15 protein-coding genes are annotated in these 20,348 nt (G+C 64.9%); 6 read left to right on the top strand and 9 right to left on the bottom strand.

Translation table 11 applies throughout. The features are described from left to right. Positions 1–70 precede the first annotated feature (70 nt). Positions 71–373 carry a hypothetical protein gene (locus tag U0025_RS20185; RefSeq protein WP_004209325.1) on the bottom strand — a complete coding sequence of 101 codons (303 nt, stop codon included), beginning with the start codon at positions 371–373 and terminating at the stop codon, positions 71–73. 23 nt (positions 374–396) lie between these two features. After that, entirely contained in the window at positions 397–3,282 is a 2,886-nt protein-coding gene (locus U0025_RS20180) for a M16 family metallopeptidase (RefSeq protein ID WP_004209324.1), read from the bottom strand. Between the two features lie 186 nt (positions 3,283–3,468). Between U0025_RS20180 and U0025_RS20175 the strand changes: the two genes are divergently transcribed. Both U0025_RS20175 and clpB read left to right on the top strand, forming a co-directional pair. Then, complete coding sequence (locus U0025_RS20175; RefSeq protein ID WP_004209323.1) at positions 3,469–5,148, top strand: M28 family metallopeptidase; 1,680 nt, start codon at positions 3,469–3,471, stop codon at positions 5,146–5,148. 95 nt (positions 5,149–5,243) lie between these two features. Continuing rightward, positions 5,244–7,823 carry an ATP-dependent chaperone ClpB gene (gene clpB, locus U0025_RS20170; RefSeq protein ID WP_004209321.1) on the top strand — a complete coding sequence of 860 codons (2,580 nt, stop codon included), beginning with the start codon at positions 5,244–5,246 and terminating at the stop codon, positions 7,821–7,823. 97 nt (positions 7,824–7,920) lie between these two features. On the opposite strand, the gene U0025_RS20165 is transcribed toward clpB, so the two are convergent. Both U0025_RS20165 and U0025_RS20160 read right to left on the bottom strand, forming a co-directional pair. Further along, on the bottom strand, positions 7,921–8,193 hold the full coding sequence (locus tag U0025_RS20165; protein ID WP_004209319.1) for a hypothetical protein: 273 nt from the start codon (positions 8,191–8,193) through the stop codon (positions 7,921–7,923). Positions 8,194–8,291: 98 nt separating this feature from the next. Continuing rightward, positions 8,292–9,554 carry an aspartyl/asparaginyl beta-hydroxylase domain-containing protein gene (locus U0025_RS20160; RefSeq protein ID WP_037491876.1) on the bottom strand — a complete coding sequence of 421 codons (1,263 nt, stop codon included), beginning with the start codon at positions 9,552–9,554 and terminating at the stop codon, positions 8,292–8,294. A 103-nt stretch (positions 9,555–9,657) separates the two neighbouring features. Here U0025_RS20160 and U0025_RS20155 point away from each other — a divergent pair, with 103 nt between their 5' ends. Then, positions 9,658–10,701, top strand: coding sequence for a hypothetical protein (locus U0025_RS20155; RefSeq protein ID WP_004209317.1), 1,044 nt, complete (start codon positions 9,658–9,660; stop codon positions 10,699–10,701). A 104-nt stretch (positions 10,702–10,805) separates the two neighbouring features. On the opposite strand, the gene U0025_RS20150 is transcribed toward U0025_RS20155, so the two are convergent. Next, positions 10,806–13,802: a TonB-dependent receptor domain-containing protein gene (locus tag U0025_RS20150; protein ID WP_004209316.1), complete on the bottom strand. Its 2,997-nt coding sequence runs from the start codon at positions 13,800–13,802 to the stop codon at positions 10,806–10,808. A 388-nt stretch (positions 13,803–14,190) separates the two neighbouring features. On the opposite strand from U0025_RS20150, the gene U0025_RS20145 reads away from it, so the two are divergent. Next, positions 14,191–14,739 carry a hypothetical protein gene (locus U0025_RS20145; RefSeq protein ID WP_004209315.1) on the top strand — a complete coding sequence of 183 codons (549 nt, stop codon included), beginning with the start codon at positions 14,191–14,193 and terminating at the stop codon, positions 14,737–14,739. A 3-nt stretch (positions 14,740–14,742) separates the two neighbouring features. On the opposite strand, the gene U0025_RS20140 is transcribed toward U0025_RS20145, so the two are convergent. The 3 genes from U0025_RS20140 to xseA are packed head-to-tail and all read right to left on the bottom strand — an operon-like array spanning position 14,743 to position 17,323. Then, positions 14,743–15,597, bottom strand: coding sequence for a M23 family metallopeptidase (locus U0025_RS20140; RefSeq protein ID WP_004209313.1), 855 nt, complete (start codon positions 15,595–15,597; stop codon positions 14,743–14,745). Beyond that, positions 15,594–15,806 carry a DUF2093 domain-containing protein gene (locus tag U0025_RS20135; RefSeq protein WP_004209312.1) on the bottom strand — a complete coding sequence of 71 codons (213 nt, stop codon included), beginning with the start codon at positions 15,804–15,806 and terminating at the stop codon, positions 15,594–15,596. The genes U0025_RS20140 and U0025_RS20135 overlap by 4 nt, the downstream gene beginning before the upstream one ends. Before the next feature lie 23 nt (positions 15,807–15,829). Continuing rightward, a complete protein-coding gene (gene xseA, locus U0025_RS20130; protein WP_004209310.1) occupies positions 15,830–17,323 on the bottom strand; it encodes an exodeoxyribonuclease VII large subunit in 1,494 nt (497 codons plus the stop codon). 7 nt (positions 17,324–17,330) lie between these two features. On the opposite strand from xseA, the gene purD reads away from it, so the two are divergent. Further along, entirely contained in the window at positions 17,331–18,608 is a 1,278-nt protein-coding gene (purD, locus tag U0025_RS20125) for a phosphoribosylamine--glycine ligase (protein ID WP_004209308.1), read from the top strand. 98 nt (positions 18,609–18,706) lie between these two features. Then, entirely contained in the window at positions 18,707–19,276 is a 570-nt protein-coding gene (locus tag U0025_RS20120; RefSeq protein ID WP_004209307.1) for a hypothetical protein, read from the top strand. Here the strand turns inward: U0025_RS20120 and U0025_RS20115 are convergent. Continuing rightward, a complete protein-coding gene (locus tag U0025_RS20115) occupies positions 19,273–20,229 on the bottom strand; it encodes an acyltransferase family protein (RefSeq protein ID WP_004209306.1) in 957 nt (318 codons plus the stop codon). The two genes, U0025_RS20120 and U0025_RS20115, sit on opposite strands and share 4 nt — an antisense overlap. Between the last annotated feature and the right edge of the window lie 119 nt (positions 20,230–20,348).

Genomic DNA, 20,348 nt, shown 5'->3' with positions numbered 1-20,348 from the left:
ACGGGCCGGCCATGAATTTTTGGTAATGTCGGTTGCGGCCCGGCGTGAACCGGGCCGCAACTGATCGGGATTATGCGCGACGCGTGCCGGTGAAGGGCGCGGCACCAAAGGCGCCGAGCTGCATCGTGCCGGTCAGGCTTTCGCCGGTGATTTCGGCTTCGCATTCCAGCGTCATCGGCATGGGGATGGTCATTTCCATCTTCCAGGTCAGCTTGTTGCCGGCGACCACGCCATCCTTGACGTCGAGCGAGCCCATCATGCCGGCAAAGGTGCCGTTGAAACGGTCGCCCGTGCTGATCACGGTGAACACGCCGGTCTGTTCGCCCAGCGGGGTCTTAGCCACGCAATCATAGGCACCATCCACTGCAGCCATCTCACTTCTCCTTTACGTTAGCGTCAATCAGCCAATGTGCCCATTTCCACCGGCAGGCCGACCGCGTCAAGCTGGGGCTTCACCAATTTCGCATCGCCGACCACGACCCAGATCAGCCGATCGGGATTGATCGCCTCGCGCGCGGCCTGATCCATCTGCGCCGCGGTGATGGCGCGATAGGTTGCCGGCAGGGTGGCGTAATAGTCGTCGGGCCGGCCGAGCAGATTGTTGCGCATCATCGCCGAGAGCAGGTCGGACGAGGTTTCGAAGCTGCCGGGCAGCGACAGGATCTGGCCGTTGATCGTCTGGTCGCGCTCCGCCTGGGTCGTGCCCTTGCTGGTCAGGAAATCCTTGATGTCCTGGCGCGCGGCGATGATCGATTCGCCGGTCTTGTCGGTCTGGACCGGGGCATAGACCAGCAGCGGGATGGTTTCCTTGACGCCGGGCATGCCAGTGCCCGCGCCATAGGCCCAGCCCTTCGCCTCGCGCAGGTCCATGGTCAGGCGCGAGGTGGTGCTGCCACCCAGCACCTCGTTCGCGGTGATGAGGGTGACCGGATTGTCGGTGCCCGACTTGTTGGTGAGCTGGCCGGCGAGGATCATCGACTGCGGGCTTTGCGGCTTGTCGATGAGGACGATGCGCGACGGGCGCATCATGCGGTCCATGCGGAACAGCTTGGCGCCCTTGGCCATGCTCGGCGCCTTCCAGTCGCCGAAGCGCTTTTCGAGCAGCGGCAGCAGTTCGGCCAGCGTCGTGTCGCCGGTCGCGAAGATGGTCGCATTGTCGGGGCGCATCCATGTGTCATGGAAGGCGACCAGATCGGCGCGCGTCACCGCCTTCACCCCGCTTTCGGTGCCCGAGCCGGTGAAGGGAATGCCATAGGGATGGGCCTGGCCATAGAGCATCGGCGGCAGCATGCGCTGGGCGATGGCCATGGGCTGGGTCTTTTCCGCGGCGATGCGGGTCAGCATCTGGCTGCGCAACCGCTCCACTTCCTTGGGATCGAAGGCGGGGTTGCGGATGATGTCGGCGAGCAGGCCGAGCGAGGCGTCGAGATTGGGCTTGAGCGCATAGAGGCCGACATTGGTCGCATCCATGCTGTTGGCCGCGCTGATGCCGGCGCCCAGACGTTCCTGCTCCTCGGAAATCTGCACCGAGTTGCGGCTGGTGGTGCCTTCGTCGAGCAGGGCAGTGGTGAGCGCGGCGGTGCCGAGCTTCTGCCGGTTGTCGGCGGCATTGCCCGCGTCGAAGGCGACCGAAACCTTCACCACCGGCACGGTGGCGCGGCGCGAGAAGACGACCGACATGCCGTTGGACAGCTTCGCGCGCTCGACCGGCGGGAAGACCAGATCCTTGACCGGCTCGATCGGCGGCTCGGCAACCTTGGTCGGCGGCGGGGGCGTGCCGGCCTTGGGCGCGGGGCCATTGGGATCGCGGAAATGGGCGGGATGCATGGTCGCGCTGCCCGAAGGCGCATTGCCGGCGAGCGCATTATCCTGCGCCGAGCGTTCGCCCGGCGACACGGTCAGGCGGAAGACCGGGCGGCCCAGCCATTTGCGCGCGGCGGCCGAGACGCTGGCGGGCGTCGCGGCGGCATAGATGGCGAGATCCTTCTTATATTTGCCGGGATCATCGGAATAGACCGCGCCTTCGGCCAGGGTCACCGCCTTGCCCGAGAAGCCGCCGACCTTTTCGAGGCCGCCGATCGTGCCGGATAGCTGCTGGGTCGCGGCGCGCAGCACCTCGTCCGCACTCGGCCCCTTGGCGAGATAGTCGGCGAGCAGCGCGTCAAGCCGCTTGCCCACGGCGACCGGATCCTGGCCCGGCTTCACGTCGACGGTAATCTCGACCATCGACAGCTTTTCGAACGGCTGGATGCTGGCCTTGACCGCGACCGCCACCTTCTCGTCGCGGACCAGGATATTGTCGAGGCGCGAGGAGCCGAGGCCGCCGAACACCGAGAGGGCAAGGTCAAGCTGCTGCAGGTCGGGCGAGTTGACGCCGGGGACGATCCAGTTGCGGTAAAGGCGGGTGGCAGCGACATTGTCGTGCATCACCTTTTCCACATCCTTGTCGAGCGTCGGCACGGTCGCGTCGACATCCTGCGGCGCCGGGCCCGACGCGATGTTGCCGAACCATTTTTCGACCTTCGCCCTGGCGGTCGGCACGTCGATGTCGCCGGCCAGCACCAGCGTGGCATTGTTAGGGCCATAGTGCGTCTTGAACCAGCTCTGGACGTCGGTCAGGCTGGCCGCGTTCAGATCCGCCATCGAGCCGATGGTCGAGTGGCGATAGGGATGGCCTTCGGGCAGCATGCCGGCAAGCTGGGCATATTCGACCAGGCCATAGGGCTCATTCTCGCCCATGCGCTTTTCATTCTGGACGACCCCGCGCTGGGCATCGAGCTTGGTCTGGGTCACGGCGCCGAGCAGATGGCCCATGCGGTCGGATTCCAGAAACAGTGCGCGATCGAGCGCGCCGGTCGGCACCGTCTCGAAATAATTGGTGCGGTCGAACCAGGTCGTGCCGTTCCAGTCGGTGGCGCCGATATCCTCCAGACGGCCGAAGAAGGGACCGTCGGCATTTTCCGAGCCGTAGAACATCAGATGTTCGAACAGATGGGCAAAGCCGGTCTTGCCCGCAGGCTCGAAGCGCGAGCCGACATGATACCAGACCGAGACGGCGACGATCGGCGCTTTGCGATCGGTATGGACGATGACCCGCAGACCGTTGGGCAGGCGAAATTCCTGATAGGGGATGTCCACCGCCGACACGAGGCTGGAGAGCGGCGCGGGCGCGGCGGCAGCAGCGGCCGGGGCGGCCTGCGCGGCGGAACCAAGCGGCGCGAACGCAAGCGCGGACAGGCCGAGCATCAGGGGAAGCCGGCGGGACATGCGGGTAAGGATCATGAAGACCTCTAGGACAGGAGGGCAGTCGATGCGGTCGGGACGGACCCCGCCGCGATGGCGCGCAGCATAGCGGGGCGTGATAGCGGTGCAATACGCATGATATCGACAAGCGGAGGCTGGACAGCGACGGGGCGCAGCGGCAAGTCTGCACGCCATCATCCATAGAGACGGAAAGTCCCCGATCCCATGAAACGCCTGGCCCTGCTGGCCGCCACCGCCGCCCTTGTGCTGCCCGCCACCCTGCCCGCCCAGACCGCCGCCACGGCCCCTGCCCCGGCCGCAGCCGATGCGCCGACCTTCTCGGCCGCAGCGGTGCGCGCCCATGTCGAATTCCTGGCCGAGGACCTGCTGAAAGGGCGCGACACCGGTAGCGAAGGCCATGAAATCGCTGCCCGCTATGTCGCCAGCCAGTTCGATGGTCTGGGCCTCAAGCCCGCCGGCGACAACGGAAGCTGGCTGCAGCGCATCGGCTTCCAGAAGACCGAGCGCGCCAGGACGCCGGGCACGCTGACCGTCACCGGTCCGGCCGGCAGCAAAAGCTTCACCCATGCCGGCGACGTGCTGATCGGCATGAACGCGGCCGAGCCCAAGCTGGACGTGTCGGCACCTTTGGTGTTCGTGGGCTATGGCCTGGAAAATGCGCGGCTCGGCCTCAACGACTATGCCGGGCTGGACGTGAAGGGGAAGATCGTCGTCACCCTGCGCGGCTATCCCAAAGGCCTGCCGAGCGAGGAAGGCGCGCATCTGTCCGCCACCAAGGGCAAGATCGCCGAGGCGCATGGCGCGATCGGCATGCTGTCCATCGGCACCCTCCAGTCGATGAAGGCCCGCCCCTGGAACCGCATGGTCCAGTTCGCCGATGAGCCCGACTTCACCTGGGTCTCGCCCGAGGGCGTGCCGTTCGACGCCGCCCCCGGCATCCGGGTCGGCGCCAGCCTGGACGATGCCGCGGCGCAGGCGGTGTTCGCCGGTGCGCCGACCAGCATCGCGGCGATCCGCAAGCAAGCCGACAAGGCCGGCGGCAAGCCCAAGGGCTTTGCGCTCAAGTCGACTGCCCAGATCCAGGTCGAAAGCGTCAGCGAGCGGGTGACCAGCCCCAATGTCGTCGCCATCCTGCCCGGCAGCGACCCCAAGCTGAAAGACGAATATGTCGTCCTGTCGGCGCATCTCGACCATATCGGCATCAGCCCGGCAAAGCCCGGCGACAAGCCGGATACCGACCGCATCAACAATGGCGCGCTGGACAATGGCGCCGGCATCGCGACCATGCTGGAAGTGGCGCGTGCCATGGCCCAGTCGCCCAACAAGCCGCGCCGGTCGATCGTCTTCCTGGCCTCCACCGGCGAGGAGAAGGGCCTGCTGGGCGCGGACTATTATGCCCGCCACCCCACCGTTCCGGGCAAGCAGATCGTCGGCAATGTCGACCTCGACATGCCGCTGCTGCTCTATCCCTTCACCGACGTGATCGCGTTCGGCGCCGACCATTCGACGCTGGGGCCGATCGTCGCCAAGGCGGTGGCGCCGATGGGGATCAAGCTGGCTGCCGACCCGATGCCGCAGGAAACCATCTTCGTGCGGTCGGACCATTATATGTTCGTGAAGCAGGGCGTGCCCGCCGTGTTCCTGGCGACCGGCTATGCCAATGGTGGCGAGAAGGCCTGGGGCGAATTTCTGAGCGGCGCCTATCACCATCCCGGCGACGACATGACGCAGAAGATCGATTGGGACGCCGGCGCCCGCTTTGCCGAGGCGAATTATCGCATTGCACGGGTTATGACCGATAGCGACACTCCGCCGCAATGGTACAAGGCGGACTTCTTCGGCGACCTGTTCGCACCGGAAGCGGCCAAGGCGCCCAAGCAGTAAGTAAAATAGGCAAGGGGCGCGGATTTTTTACCCGCGCCCCTTGTGTGTCATTTTTGCAACATTACATCGCCAGCAATGCCTTGAAGGGGATGCTAATGAACCTCGAAAAATTCACCGACCGCGCCAAGGGTTTCCTCCAGTCGGCGCAGACCGTTGCGATCCGCATGAACCATCAGCGGATCAGCCCCGAACATCTGTTGAAGGCGCTGCTGGAAGATGAGCAGGGCATGGCGTCCGGCCTGATCAAGGCGGCGGGCGGCGATGCCGCGACCGCGCTGCGCGAGACCGATGCCGCGCTGGCGAGGGTGCCGGCCGTATCGGGCAGCGGCGCGCAGCAGACGCCGGGCCTGGACAATGATGCCGTGCGCGTGCTCGATAGCGCCGAGCAGGTGGCGCAGAAGGCGGGCGACAGCTTCGTCACCGTCGAACGGCTGCTGCTGGCGTTGACGCTGGCGACGACCACGACGGCGGGCAAGGCGTTGGCGACCGCCGGCGTGCGCGCCGAGGCGCTGAACGGCGCGATCAACCAGCTGCGCGGTGGCCGCACCGCCGATACTGCGGGCGCGGAAGACCGTTATGATGCGCTGAAGAAATTCGCGCGCGACCTGACCGAGGCGGCGAAGGCCGGCAAGCTTGATCCCGTCATCGGCCGCGACGAGGAAATTCGCCGCACCATCCAGATCCTGGCGCGCCGGACCAAGAACAACCCGGTGCTGATCGGCGAGCCGGGCGTCGGCAAGACCGCGATCGCCGAAGGGCTGGCGCTGCGCATCGCCCATGGCGACGTGCCCGATACGCTGAAGGACCGCACGCTGATGGCGCTCGACATGGGCAGCCTGATCGCCGGCGCCAAATATCGCGGCGAATTCGAGGAGCGCCTCAAGGGCGTGCTCGACGAGGTGAAGGGCGCGGACGGCCAGATCATCCTGTTCATCGACGAGATGCACACGCTGATCGGCGCGGGCAAATCCGAGGGCGCGATGGATGCTGGCAACCTGCTGAAGCCGGCGCTGGCGCGCGGCGAGCTGCATTGCATCGGCGCGACCACGCTCGACGAATATCGCAAATATGTCGAGAAGGACCCGGCCCTACAGCGGCGGTTCCAGCCGGTGTTCGTCGGCGAGCCGACGGTCGAGGACACGATTTCGATCCTGCGCGGCATCAAGGACAAATATGAGGCGCATCATGGCGTGCGCATCGCCGACGGCGCGATCGTGGCGGCGGCGACGCTGTCCAACCGCTATATCACCGACCGCTTCCTGCCCGACAAGGCGATCGACCTGATGGACGAGGCCGCGAGCCGCATCCGCATGGAGGTGGAGAGCAAGCCCGAGGAAATCGAGAATCTCGACCGGCGGATCATGCAGTTGCAGATCGAGCGCGAGGCGCTGAAGAAGGAAAGCGACCAGGCGTCGAAGGACCGGCTGGCCAATCTGGAGACCGACCTCGCCAATCTGGAACAGCAGTCGGCTGAGCTGACCACGCGCTGGCAGGCGGAGAAGGACAAGATCGCGAGCGAAGCCAAGCTGAAGGAGCAGCTCGACGCGGCGCGTCTCCAGCTGGAGCAGGCGCAGCGCGGCGGCGACTATGGCAAGGCCGGCGAGCTGCAATATGGCACCATCCCGCAGCTGGAAAAGCAGCTGGCCGAAGCCCAGGGCGCGTCCAAGGGCGCGATGCTGCGCGAGGAAGTGACGGCCGAGGATATTGCCAGCGTCGTGTCGCGCTGGACCGGCATTCCGGTCGACCGGATGATGGAAGGCGAGCGCGAGAAGCTGCTGGCGATGGAAGCGGAACTGGGCAAGCGGGTGATCGGCCAGGCCGATGCCGTGCGCGCGGTGGCGACCGCCGTGCGCCGCAGCCGGGCGGGTCTGCAGGATCCGAACCGGCCGCTGGGCAGCTTCCTGTTCCTTGGCCCCACGGGCGTCGGCAAGACCGAGCTGACCAAGGCGCTGGCCGGTTTCCTGTTCGACGACGAGAGCGCGATGGTGCGCATCGACATGAGCGAGTTCATGGAGAAGCACTCGGTCGCGCGGCTGATCGGCGCGCCTCCGGGCTATGTCGGCTATGAGGAAGGCGGCGTGCTGACCGAGGCAGTGCGGCGCCGGCCCTATCAGGTCGTGCTGTTCGACGAGGTCGAGAAGGCGCACAGCGACGTGTTCAACGTGCTGCTGCAGGTGCTGGACGATGGCCGCCTGACCGATGGCCAGGGCCGCACCGTCGACTTCACCAACACGATCATCGTGCTGACGTCGAACCTGGGCAGCCAATATATCGCCGCCCAGCCCGACGACGAGCCGGTCGAGAAGGTCGAGGACCAGGTGATGGAGATGGTGCGCAGCCATTTCCGCCCCGAATTCCTCAACCGTCTGGACGAGATCATCCTGTTCCACCGTTTGGGGGCCGGCCATATGGCGCCGATCGTCGATATCCAGGTGGCGCGGGTGCAGAAGCTGCTGAAGGACCGCAAGGTGGTGCTGAACCTGACCGACGGCGCGCGCGCCTGGCTGGGCCGGGTCGGCTATGATCCCGTCTATGGCGCGCGGCCGTTGAAGCGGGCGGTACAGCGTTACCTGCAGGATCCGCTGGCCGACCTGATCCTGCGCGGCGAGGTGCCGGACGGATCGACGGTGAAAGTGGAAGACGGCGACGGCGCGCTGAAACTCAGTGTCGGCTAATACAAGGCAGGCCGATGGCGATGCCATCGGCCTGCGCATGCGTAGAAATCGGGCCGGTCATGCGAGCACAGGCAAAATAGCATGCCCGCAGGCCGGCTCAGCCGTTCGGGTTCATGCCCGCCCGGCTACGGGTGATCATGTCATCGGCATCACGATTTTGCTGCTCGCTGATCGCCCGCCATTCGGCATTGGTCTTGCAGACACGCTCCTTGCGCACCAGCGAACCCGTGACCTCCAGACGGCGGCAACGCACGGCATTGGGATCATTCCGATCCAGCTTCGCGTCCGCCGCAGGGGCCTGCGCATCCACGACGACGCTGCTGCCGAGCAGCGTCAGCCCCAGGGTCAGTTGAACCAAAAACACCTTCATGATGAAACTCCAGCCATCGGTTCGGTCGAACCGAAATCCATGCAATAATCCTGATATAAATGCCGCATCACAGCAAGTCACAACTGCGTTGCGCGTCCTTATTCCGGCGGCCGATGCGAACTCTGATCTGCAGCTGCATAATAGCGAGCCAACAATTGCTGCTCCAGCGGCGTAAGATGCGGATTCCAAACGTCAAAAATCAGGACAGCGCGCAAGGCGTCACTGTCATTCCACGCTTCATGCTCGATCGTATCGTCAAAGGCGAAAGCTTCGCCCTCGACCCAGGCGCGGGTTTCACCACCGACACGGAAGCGGCAACCGGGCGGCACGATCAGCGGCAGATGGATGATCGTGCGGATATTGGTGACGCCGGTATGCGCCGGAATATGAGCATGCGGCCGCAGCAGCGAGAAAAAGGCCGAAGGGGCACGTCCATCGATGTCGCTGCGCGGCAGCGACTCCAGGATGGCGGCCGTTTCCGGGCATAGATCGCAGACCGCATCATTGCGACGACCATATTCCCACAGGAAACAGGCACCCCAGTCAAGCGACTGGTCCAGTGCCGTCCATTTGTTCGTCGGTGTCCCGTCCTCCAGCCGGACATAAGGGCGAAGCAGGTCATCGCCATTTTCAAGCAGGTTGAGCAGTTCGGCGCGGATCGCATCGGTTTTCGCCTCAAGCTGCGCCATCCATGGGAAGTGAGAGCGGTCGAAAAATTCATCGGCTGGCAGAAACGGAAAATGAAGGCCCGAACATTCATTATGGTAGATGCGCCGCCGCCCCAGCAGCCGGTCCATGCCGGCCTGGAACCGCCGCGTCTCGCCAGGATCAAGCCCCTCCATCGCCGGCTGAAGCGCGGCATCCATTTCCTGCGCGAAGCCCGACATGCGCTGGGCAACGAAGGCCCGCGCCTCGGCCAGCCGATCAGTGAGCGCGGGTGGAAGATCCTCATATCCCAACGCCAGTGCCAGGACGTTGCCCCAGCGCTGGGTCGCAGCGGCCAATTCTCCTGCCCGCTCCTCCCATTCCGCGAGCCTCAGCTGGGCCATGAAGTGAGTCTGGTCGAGCGTGACCACCTGTTCCAGCGCCCGGCGTTCGCCATCGCTGTTCCCCGCACCGCGGGCCGCCGTCGCAAGATTCATCCACAGCGCCGGCTCCTTCGGATCAAGCTGCGCCGCCTGCTCGAAAAAGCCAAAGGCTTCTTTCGCCTGCCCCATCGTCAGCGCCAGCATGCCGCGCCGGTTGAGCAGTTGCGGCGAATTGTCCGCCTGCCGCAATGCGGCGTCCAACTGGCGCGCTTCCTCGGCGCGATCCCCCCGGCTGCGCGCACCATCTGCCGCGCGCAAATAATCTTCCACCATTATCGTCATCATCATTCCCCCTGCACCGAAACTGCCCAAGGGCCGGCCATCCGGCAACCCGAAATCGGCGGGCCGACGCTTGTCGTTCCAAGGGGAGCATGCGATGGCTCCGGCAATGAACGACAAGGTCACCGACATGGGCGCGATCGCCCGCAATCCGGCCTGGCTGGCGCATCGTTATGATGAACGACAGGACCAGATCCATCTGATCCATGTGGACCGCGAACAGCGCGCGTCCGCGACGTTCCTGACCGACGAATATCTGAAGTCCGATCCGCCATTGGTGGTCAGCCGCAGCGCGATGCTGGCCGAGGCGCCCGCGCCGGCGCCGATGCATTTCATTTTTCATACTGCCTATTGCTGCTCGACGCTGCTGGCGCGCGCGCTGGATCGGCCGGGCATGGCTTCGACGCTGAAGGAACCGGTGCTGCTGAACGACATGGTCGGCTGGCGCCATCGGGGCGGCACAGGGCGGCAGATCGCGATGGTGATGGACCAGGGACTGGGCCTGCTTGCCCGTCCGTTCGCGGCCGGCGAAGCGATGATCATCAAGCCGTCCAATATCGTCAACGGCCTGATCCCGGCGATGATGGCGATGAAGCCGGATGCGAAGGCCCTGCTGCTTTACGCGCCGCTGGAACAATATCTCTCCTCCATCGCCCGCAAGGGATTGTGGAGCCGTCGCTGGGCGCGGGAATTGCTGATCAAGCAGATACGCGACGGCGCCATTCCCTTCGGCTTTGACCAGAGCGACTATCTGGAACTGACCGACCTGCAGGCGGCAGCAGTGGGATGGCTGGCCCAGAAGGCGCAATTTGCCGCACTGCTGCAATCGCTGGGTCCTGATCGCGTGCGATCCCTGGACAGCGACCGGCTGATGGCTGACCCGGCCGGCAGCATGGCGGAACTGATCCGCCATTTCCGCCTGTCGATCGACGATGGCGGGATCGATGCGATATTGGCCGGCCCCGCCTTCACCACCGACAGCAAGACCGGCAACGCCTTTGGCGCCGAGCGGCGCAAAGATGACAAGAGGCAGGCGATCGCCGCCCATGGCGAGGAGATCGCGATGGTGCTGCACTGGGCCGAGGAACTGGCGAAGCGTTTCGACGTGCCCATGCAACTGGACCATGGCCTGGCCGGATAAGACGGCCCCATAGGCCCAGCGCCGACGCAATATCGACTGGACAATAAAAAAGAGGCAGATCCTGCGATCCGCCTCTCTTTTTGTTCAGATGGTTCCGATCAGGATCAGAACTTCATCTTCGCGCTGACAGCGAACTTGCGGCCCAGAGCGTCATAGGTCGACGGGTAGGTGTTGCCGCTGTTGTAGCTGGTCGAACCGACCGAACCACCGAGGATCGGGGGCTTCTTGTCGAACATGTTCATGACGGTGAAGGTCAGCATCACGTTATCCGAAACCTGCGCACGAGCGGTCAGGTCGAAATAGTCGTACGACTTGATCTTGCGGAACTGCGAGTCAACCACGCAACCGCCTTCATCCGCGCCAGCATAGTCGGGGCAACCCTGGTCCGCCACCGGCAGAAGATTGCCGTCTTCGTCGCGATTGAGCGCCTCAGCGGCGTCCATATCAGCCTGCAGCTGAGCGGGCTCATACTTGACCTTGTTGATATGGCGCCACAGGAGCGACAGATCGACATCACCGAAGGTGAAGGTGGTGCGCTGCGACCACTGGAACTTCGGCTGGATCGAAGCACAGTTGACCGAGTAGTAACCGACGCAATCGCGGTTCAGCGAGGTCGGGAGCGCCTGGAACTTCGAGCTGTTGGTCCAGTTGCCGTTGAAGCCCAGGGTCAGCGTCGCGAAGTCGAACTCATGCTTATAGTTCAGCGAGAGGTCGATACCGTCGGTCTTCAAACGGCCCGTATTCGACAGCGGCAGGTAGAGACCGGTGGCCGTACCATTGAGGCTGCCATCTTCCGAACGACCGATCGAGGTACAGGCAGGCTTGGAGGCGCTGTCTGCGGTCAGATTGTCGAAGCAGGCTGCGATCGCATCGCCCGGGGTCGGGCTGGTGATCGCGTTCTTCACCTTGATGTTATAATAGTCGATCGTGGCGTTGAAGCCCGGCAGGAAGGTCGGCGTGAAGGTCGCACCGACGCCCCAGCTGTCCGAGGTTTCCGGCTTGATGTTCAGGTTGCCGCCGTTGCTGGCATTCGCCTGCGCCGCCGAAGGCTGATCAATGAAGCCGATCGTCGAAGCGGGCGCGCCCTGAGCGAGACACACCGCAGCCAGGTTGGCATTGGCGAGCGGAGCGCTGCCGGCGCAGGGATCGGTGCCGAGGTTGGTCAGACCGACGGTCACCGGCGTGAACAGTTCCGAAACGTTCGGCGCACGAACGGCGCGCGAGTAGTTGCCGCGGAACTTCAGGTCAGCGACCGGAGCCCAGCTGCCTTCGAACTTGTAGGTCCAGGTGTCGTAGCTCGGGCTGGTCGGCGCATCGACCGAATAGCTCGAATAACGAACGCCAGCGCCAACCGACAGCAGCTTCGCGAAGGGACGGTCCTCGATCAGCGGAGCGATCAGTTCGCCATAGGCTTCATAGACGTCGAAGCCGCCGTTCACGTTCGGCTGGGCACCACCAGCGCCGCCCAGATCGTTCGCCTGCGACAGCAGATCGGATTCGATCGACGCGGTGTACTTGCGATATTCACCACCGACGGCGAAGCCGATCGGGTTCGATGCCAGCGGCGAGGTCACGCCGAAGTCACCGCTCAGGGTGGCGTGCGCCTGGGCCAGGGTGGTCTTGGTCGTGATCTGGCTGTTCGCGCTCAGATAGTCGACCATGTCCTGGGTGATCGAGCCGGTCGGGCCGAAGATGTTGACGGGAACACAAGTTTCCGAACCGTCAAGGCAGGTCGTGGTGTTGGTTGCCAGCAACGCATTACGGAAGCGCGAGTTGAGCGTGTAGCCCTTCTGCGTCTGAACCTGCTCCGATTCACCATAGGAACCGCCGACGTCCCAGCTCAGGTGCGAGCCGATGTCGCCCTGGAAGCCCAGTGCATAGTCGAAGAAGGTGGTCTTGAATTCCGAGATACGCGGACCGGCTTCGACCGCACGACGCGAGATCGTGGTGTTGAAGGTGCGGTAGTCGGCGCTGGTCGGATCGGTGGCAGCAGCAGCGGCCGAGCACTGTGCGGTGGTCAGACCATTCGCGTTACAGAACTGGTTGCGGATGCCATCGGTCAGATAGGGGTTGCTGTAGGGGATCACGACCGAAAGGGCGAAGGCACCCGACGGCGCGATGATCGTGTTGACCGTGTTCTTCGAGAACATGCCACGGGTATAGGCCTTGACCGAGTCGCTGATCTCGTAATTGGCCGAACCGAACATGTTGAAACGCTTAAACGGCGTCTGGAAGATGTTGTACGGGTTGAAGTTATAGGTCTGGTAGGTCGGAACCAGCGAATTGCCGTCGGCGCTGATCTGACGCGTACCGACACCCGGCAGCGACATGCGGGTCGGCGTGGACGTGCCCGAACCCTGGCACGAAGTACATTCGGCCAGATAGGATTCCAGATAGGTGCTCGAGAAGGAACGCGCGCCCTGATAGACGGGGTCGACTTCCTGATAACCGATGCTGAACACGGCGTTACCGCGGCCGTCATCGAAGTTCGCGCCCATGGTGACGTCGGCGCGGAAGGTGTTGCCGTCGCCATCGTCGGTCAGCTGTTCCGACAGATTGGCTTCGAAGCCCGAGAAGTCCTTCTTCAGGATGAAGTTGGCCACGCCGGCGATGGCGTCGGCGCCATAGGTGGTCGATGCACCACCGGTCAGCACGTCGACGCGCTCGACCAGGGCCAGCGGAATGTTGTTAAGATCGAAAACGCCGCCCAGGCCATAAGGCACCATGCGACGGCCATCGACCAGAACCAGGTTGCGGTTCGAACCCAGACCACGAAGGTTCAGGGTCGATGCACCGCCGTTGCCGTTGTTCACGGCCGAACCGATGCTGGGAACGACACCCGGAATTTCACGGAGCAGCTGTTCCGCGTTGTTGCTCTGGCGCAGGTCGATTTCGTCCGACGTGGTGGCCAGGACCGGGGTCGACTGGGCCAGGTTCGGATTCTTGATCAGCGAGCCGGTGACGATGATGGTGTCGGCGGCTTCCGCATCGGCGGCCTGCGGCGCATCCTGCGCGAACGCGGCCGTCGCGATCAGCGACGCACCGAGGATCGCCGGAGCGGCGCTGGCACGCAGCAGTGCCCTCTTCGAAAATGTCTTCACGTTTCCAGTCCCTTGCTCTGGAGTTGGGCAGTCACCTGCCTTCATGTGTACCTACAAGGGGATAAGGTGCCCGACAGCGATCCCCCCGTACGGATTGGCGGAACCTGCGCGGTGGGAAAGCTGCTGTAAAGCGCGGGAAATCGTAGTTTGCCGCTTTTGGACAGGGCTGTATCAAAAATGCAACAAGGCGTAACAACCGCAATTTTACACCTGATAAGCAAGATAATTTCACGACGATTGAAATGATTGCAGCAATGCTGCATTTGCGAGCAAATCAGCGATCATAATATGACCTTGCACCCATCTGCGCTGCACCAGCCCGGCCGCCCTTGACCTTCTTTCAGGCCGGTGCATGCTGCGGCCCTCATCCGGCGAGCGAGAAAGAATCATGCGCACCAAGGCCATTTCAAGCCTATTTCTGACCCTTTCCCTTTGCCTGGCGACAACCCAAAGCATCGCCGCACCCCGCCAGCAGCCCAAGCCCGAAATTTTCACGGACCTTTTGAAATGTCGTGAAATCCCGGACGACAAGACCCGCCTGGCCTGTTTCGATCGGCAGGTTGCCGCGATGGACGGCGCGGCGCAGCGCGACGAAGTGGTCGTGCTCGACAAGAGCGAGCTCACCAAGACCCGGCGGACCCTGTTCGGCTTCTCCTTCCCCAAATTGCCGTTCCTAGGCGGCGATGATGACAAGGCAGAATCGCCCGAAGCCGAAGGTCTGTCGCAGATCGAAGCGAAGATTTCAGCGGTGAAGAGCATGGGCTATGGCAAGTGGCTGATCACCCTGGAGGATGGCGCGCAGTGGATGACCACCGAAGCCGTTACCGGTCGTGATCCAAAGCCGGGCAACATGATCGAGATCAAGCGCGGCGCCATCGGCAGCTTCCTGGGCAAGGTCGAGGGCGGACGCGCCGTGCGGGTGAAGCGCGTCGGCTGATCCCTATCGCGGTTGCGGCATCGGCCCGGCGAGCAGCAGCGGGTCGATGCGCGCATCGTTCCATTTCATGCCCCAGTGAAGATGGGGGCCGGTGGCGCGACCGGTGGCGCCGATCGCGCCGATGCGTTGCCCCTGTGCCACATGGTCGCCGGGCTTCACGTCGATCCGCGACAGATGCAGGAAGGCGCTGTTGAGGCCATGGCCATGGTCGATCATCAGCAGATTGCCCTCCAGCGTGAAGGGGTGATCGGCGGCCAGGATCACCACCCCGTCCGCCGGCGCCACCACCGGCTCGCCAGTCGCGCCCGCGACATCGACGCCGCCATGATAGGCGCCCGGCTGCCCCTGATAGATGCGCTGCGACCCGAACAGGCCGGAAATCCGACCCAGGCGCGGCCAGATGAAAGTCTGGCGCCAGCCCTGCGCGTCCGTCACCTTGTCGCGCGCGGCTGCGATCTGCTCCAGTTCGGGCTTGCGCAGGGCAAGGAAGGCCTCGCTGCTTTTGGTCGGCCGCAGCGGCGCGTTGATCCGTTCCAGCCGCCATTCGCGCGGCGCGACGGTCAGCGCGCGATCGATGACCCGACCATTCGACAGCCGTGCGCTGAGCCTGGCCGGTGGCGGCGCATCCCGATCGAAGGCGATCAGGAAGCGGCCATCGGCATCGACCGGCACCAGTTGGTCGCCGAAATGCAGCGCGACCGTGCCGGCCGGCGCGGTGCCGAGCAAAGTGCCGCCCTGGATCGCCGGGCCGGACAGGATGAAATCGGGTCCAGCCACCATAGCCGGCGCTGCGCGCAGTATCGCCGGGGCAAGCGGCAGCGCGGTGAGGACCAGCAAAGCGGCGAGCCGGCGGGTCATCCGGCGGCGCGTGCCTTCAGTTCCGCCTCGACCGACAAAGCGGCGCTGGCATAGGGTTCCTGCCGGGCGATCGACCAGTAGCGCAGATCCTCCAGCGGGATGCGCTGGCCGGATATGGCGCACAGCACATGGTCGCCGGCCTGCAGCACGCGGAAGCTGTAGGGCATATAATGCAGCCGGGCCGGGCGGTCGCGGTTGGACATCAGCATGGATCAGGCCTTTCTGCGGCGCATCAGGAGAAGAGATCCTGCTGGCCACCTTCAACGGTGTCGCGCGGCTTGCGCGCGGGACGGGATGGGGCGGATATAGCGGGCGCGGGGGCCGGCTCAAGAGGTGCGGCGGTGTCGATCGCGGCGGCCACGGCGCCATCGGCGAAGTGCAGGCTGACCTGACCTGCGGCCTGCGCATCGGTGACCGAACGGACCAGCCGGTCGCCCGCCATCACCCGAGCAAAGCCGCGCTGCAACGGCAGATCGGGATTGACCGAGGTGAAGAGGCGCGAGAGGCGATCGAAGGCGGTCGCCCGGTCGCGATAGACGCGGGTCAGATAGTCGGGGCGCAGCCGCAACCGGTCGACCCGCTCCGCCGCGCGGCTGACATATTGGCGCAGCAAGGCCGGGCGCAGCGCGCCACTGACCTGGCCCAGATGGGCGCGGGCGTCGGCCAGACGGTGGCGCAGGCCGCTGTTGAGACCGTCGGACAGAAGGTCGAGCCGCTGCCGCTGCGGCGCGAGCAGGGTGTCGGGCGTCGGCATCAGCCGCGCCTGCATCTCCAGCCGTTCGCGCGCCTGCATCGCCCCGCGCCGCACCGCCCGGCCGGAGCGCAGGCCCATTTCACCCAGCATCGCCAGCAGTTCGGCGCGGACCGGCACCGCCATTTCGGCGGCAGCGGTCGGTGTGGGCGCACGCATGTCGGCGGCATAGTCGCACAAGGTCGTGTCGGTTTCATGCCCGACCGCCGAAATGGTCGGGATCGAGCATTCGGCGACAGCGCGGACAACGATTTCCTCGTTGAAGCTCCACAGATCCTCGATCGAGCCGCCGCCGCGCGCAACGATGACGAGGTCGGGCCGGGGCAGCGGGCCGCTGCCGTCCATGGCGGAAAAGCCGCGCACGGCGCGGGCAATCTGTTCGGCCGCGCCCTGCCCCTGGACCAGTACCGGCCAGAGCAGCACCTGGGTCGGGCAGCGATCCGCCAGGCGGTGGAGAATGTCGCGGATCACCGCGCCGGTGGGCGAGGTAACGACGCCGATGGTGCGCGGCAGGAAGGGCAGGCGGCGCTTGCGGTCGCGGTTGAACAGCCCTTCGGCCGCGAGCTTGGCCTTGAGCTTTTCGAGCAGCGCCATCAGCGCGCCCTCGCCCGCCAACTCCATCCGGTCGATCACGATCTGATATTTGGAGCGGCCAGGATAGGTGGTGAGCTTGCCGGTGGCGATCACCTCCACCCCGTCCTGCGGCTGGAAGGCGAGCCGTTGCGCCCCGCCCTTCCACATCACCCCGTCGAGCACGGCATTGTCGTCCTTGAGCGCCAGATAGAGATGGCCCGAAGCCGCGCGCTTGAAGCCGGAAATCTCGCCGCGCAGGCGGACATGGCCGAAGCGATCCTCCACCGTGCGCTTCAGCAGGCCCGACAATTCGCTGACACTGAGCGGCGGCGCGTTGTCCCCCGCCCTTTCCTCGGCTAACAGGCGGCCCGAACTGTCATAGGCATCAAATTCCGGGGACATGGCCGAGATGAACATCCTTCTGCTTGGCGGCGGCGGCCGCGAACATGCGCTGGCGTGGAAGCTGGCACAATCGCCACGCCTCTCGACGCTTTATGCGGCGCCTGGCAACCCCGGCATAGCCCAGCATGCCACGCTGGTCGACCTCGACGCGACGGATCATCGCGCGGTGCTGGATTTCTGCACCCGCCATTCGATCGCGCTGGTGGTGATCGGGCCGGAAGCGCCGCTGGTCGACGGCCTGGCCGATAACCTCCGCACCATGGGCGTCGCCGTGTTCGGTCCCGACAAGAAGCCGGCGCAGCTGGAAGGCTCCAAGGGCTTCACCAAGGATCTGTGCCAGCGCGCCAACATCCCGACCGCCGGCTACATCCGTGTCACCAGCAAGGATGGCGCGATCGCCGCGCTCGACGATTTCACCCTGCCGGTGGTGATCAAGGCCGATGGCCTGGCCGCCGGCAAGGGCGTGATCATCGCCGAAACCCGGCAGGAAGCGCTCGACGCACTCGACACCATGTTCTCCGGCGCGTTCGGCAAGGCCGGCGAGGAAGTGGTGCTGGAAGAGTTCATGACGGGCGAGGAAGCCAGCTTCTTTGCCCTGACCGACGGCAGCGCGATCCTGCCCTTCGGTTCGGCCCAGGATCACAAGCGCGTCGGCGACGGCGACACCGGCCCAAACACCGGCGGCATGGGTGCCTACAGCCCGGCCCGCGTGCTGACGCCCGAACTGGAAGCACAGGTGATCGAGCGGATCATCAAGCCGACGGTCGAGACGCTGGCGGCCGAGGGCATGCCCTATTCCGGCGTGCTCTATGCCGGGCTGATGCTGACCGAGGAAGGCCCCAAGCTGATCGAATATAATGCCCGGTTCGGCGACCCCGAATGCCAGGTGCTGATGATGCGTTTCGACGGCGACCTGGTCGAACTGCTGCTGGCGGTGGCCGAAGGCAGGCTGGCCGAGCAGGGGCCGGTCGCGCTGGCCGATCGCACCGCGCTGACCATCGTGATGGCGGCCAATGGCTATCCCGGCACGCCGGAAAAGGGCGGCGCGATCACGGGGATCGACGCAGCCGAGGCACAGGGCGCCCGCGTCTTCCATGCCGGTACGGCGGAGAAGGATGGTGCGATCGTCGCCAATGGCGGGCGCGTGCTGAACGTCACCGCGACCGGCGATACGGTGGGCGCGGCGCAGGCCGCCGCCTATGCCGCGGTCGACGCGATCGACTTCCCGACCGGCTTCTGCCGCCGCGACATTGGCTGGCGCGAGGTCGCCCGCGAGGCGCAATAAGGGCCAAACCGGCGCGGGATCGGGACATGTCCCCCTTGTCCCGCGCCGCCAAGCGTCCTTAAATAGGGCGACATATCCATTCCGGGAGGCAAAGGGCGATGCAGGAATTCTTCATGGACTATGGCCTGTGGCTGCTGATCGCGCTGCTGGTCGTGATCGGCCTGGTGTTCCTGCTGTCGGGCAAGGGCAAGTCGGCCGTGGCGGAAGACCCCGCCCCGGTGGCGCCGCCCGTCGCCGCCGAGCCGATTGCCGAGCCGGTCGTCGCGCCGCTGGTGGCGACGCCCGATCCGGTGCCGGTCGCCGAGCCCGTGGTCGCCGAGCCGGTCGCGGTCGAGCCGGTGGTCGAGGAAGCGCCTGCGCCCGCGCCTGTGATCGAACCGACGCCGGCGCCGATCCCGTCATCGCCTGCCGTCGCGGCACCGGCCGATGGCGCCGACGACCTGCTGAAGCTGAAGGGCGTTGGCCCCAAGCTGGGCGCATTGCTGACCGAGTTGGGCGTTACCCGCTATGCCCAGATCGCCGGCTGGAGCGACAGCGACATCGCCGCGATCGACGCGAAGCTGGGCAATTTCAAGGGGCGGCCGGTCCGCGACCAGTGGATCGACCAGGCCAAATATCTCGCCGCCGGCGACATTGCCGGCTTCGAAGCGAAATATGGCAAGATCTAAGCCGTGACCGGTTCCGGTTGCATGGCGACCGGGGCCGGCCTGCGTTGCGGCACTGCGCCCAGCAACAGGGGCGGCAATCGCCCCTGCCCCGCAAGCGCGCTGGCGATGTAGAGCAGCAGCACCGCACCAGCGAGGATGACGGCGCCATGCGGGTCGAGCATCGCCACCAGCCCCATCACCAGCGGATGCCAGAGATAGAAGAACAGGCTTTCGCGCCCGATCCTGTTGATCGGGCCGAAATGCAGGCGCACCGCCGAGATGCTGGGCAGCAGCGCAATCAGCGCCAGACACATGAGCAAGCGGGCGGGCACGAAGGCAAGCGCATTGCCGGTGCCATAAAGATCCGACCACCAGAACAGCCCCAGCGCCCCGACCAGCAGCACGGGCCACAGATAGCGTTTGGGCATGCCCCGTTCGGCCATCAGCATGCCGAAGAAGAAATAGACGGGGTAGCGCAGGAAACGGCTGTCGGGCGACAACAGGCTGCCGCCCACTGCACCATGGTCGAGGCCGAAACTATACATGGTGGCCAGGCTGACGGGCGTGCCGATCGCCAGCAGCACAAGCGGTGAAAGTGGTAGCAACCGGGTCACCAGGATCAACAGGAACAGCGCCGGCACATACCAGAGATGGAAGGGCGGACGCAGCAGCAGGTCGAGCGGGGTCTGCCAGGAAAGCAGGCCGCCACTGGCGAGCCAGTAGACGAGCATCGCCACCGCCCAGGGCAGCAGCATGCGCCGGCCATAGCGGCTGAACATCTCGCCCGTCGGCATGGAGCGGGTGCGCGTGACGTTGAGCAGATAGCCGGAAATGCCGATCATCAGCGGCATGCGGAAACCCGAGCCGATCCACAGCAGGACATGCTGCTGATGCGTCAATTCCATCGCGTGCCCGCCCATGACGAGCAGGATCAGCAAGCCTTTCAGCAGGTCGATCGACGGGTTCTTGGTCACGATATGCTCGCAAAATTTGCCATCGAAACGATAGCGTCACAATATTGCCAAGCTCTTAAAATCCGCAATGGCATCATTCCGTCGCAGCCATCTTTTCTTAAGGAAAATATCGTTTAGAC

It is taken from the genome of Sphingobium yanoikuyae, from assembly GCF_034424525.1.
Classification (GTDB): domain Bacteria; phylum Pseudomonadota; class Alphaproteobacteria; order Sphingomonadales; family Sphingomonadaceae; genus Sphingobium; species Sphingobium yanoikuyae.
This window is presented reverse-complemented; position numbering and strand designations above follow the sequence as displayed.

Bases quoted from the DNA above. Each gene is read 5' to 3' on its own strand.
- U0025_RS20185 (WP_004209325.1), bottom strand. From the start codon at position 373: ATGGCTGCAGTGGATGGTGCCTATGATTGCGTGGCTAAGACCCCGCTG.
- U0025_RS20180 (WP_004209324.1), bottom strand. From the start codon at position 3,282: ATGATCCTTACCCGCATGTCCCGCCGGCTTCCCCTGATGCTCGGCCTG.
- U0025_RS20175 (WP_004209323.1), top strand. From the start codon at position 3,469: ATGAAACGCCTGGCCCTGCTGGCCGCCACCGCCGCCCTTGTGCTGCCC.
- clpB (WP_004209321.1), top strand. From the start codon at position 5,244: ATGAACCTCGAAAAATTCACCGACCGCGCCAAGGGTTTCCTCCAGTCG.
- U0025_RS20165 (WP_004209319.1), bottom strand. From the start codon at position 8,193: ATGAAGGTGTTTTTGGTTCAACTGACCCTGGGGCTGACGCTGCTCGGC.
- U0025_RS20160 (WP_037491876.1), bottom strand. From the start codon at position 9,554: ATGGTGGAAGATTATTTGCGCGCGGCAGATGGTGCGCGCAGCCGGGGG.
- U0025_RS20155 (WP_004209317.1), top strand. From the start codon at position 9,658: ATGGCTCCGGCAATGAACGACAAGGTCACCGACATGGGCGCGATCGCC.
- U0025_RS20145 (WP_004209315.1), top strand. From the start codon at position 14,191: ATGCGCACCAAGGCCATTTCAAGCCTATTTCTGACCCTTTCCCTTTGC.
- U0025_RS20140 (WP_004209313.1), bottom strand. From the start codon at position 15,597: ATGACCCGCCGGCTCGCCGCTTTGCTGGTCCTCACCGCGCTGCCGCTT.
- U0025_RS20135 (WP_004209312.1), bottom strand. From the start codon at position 15,806: ATGCTGATGTCCAACCGCGACCGCCCGGCCCGGCTGCATTATATGCCC.
- xseA (WP_004209310.1), bottom strand. From the start codon at position 17,323: ATGTCCCCGGAATTTGATGCCTATGACAGTTCGGGCCGCCTGTTAGCC.
- purD (WP_004209308.1), top strand. From the start codon at position 17,331: ATGAACATCCTTCTGCTTGGCGGCGGCGGCCGCGAACATGCGCTGGCG.
- U0025_RS20120 (WP_004209307.1), top strand. From the start codon at position 18,707: ATGCAGGAATTCTTCATGGACTATGGCCTGTGGCTGCTGATCGCGCTG.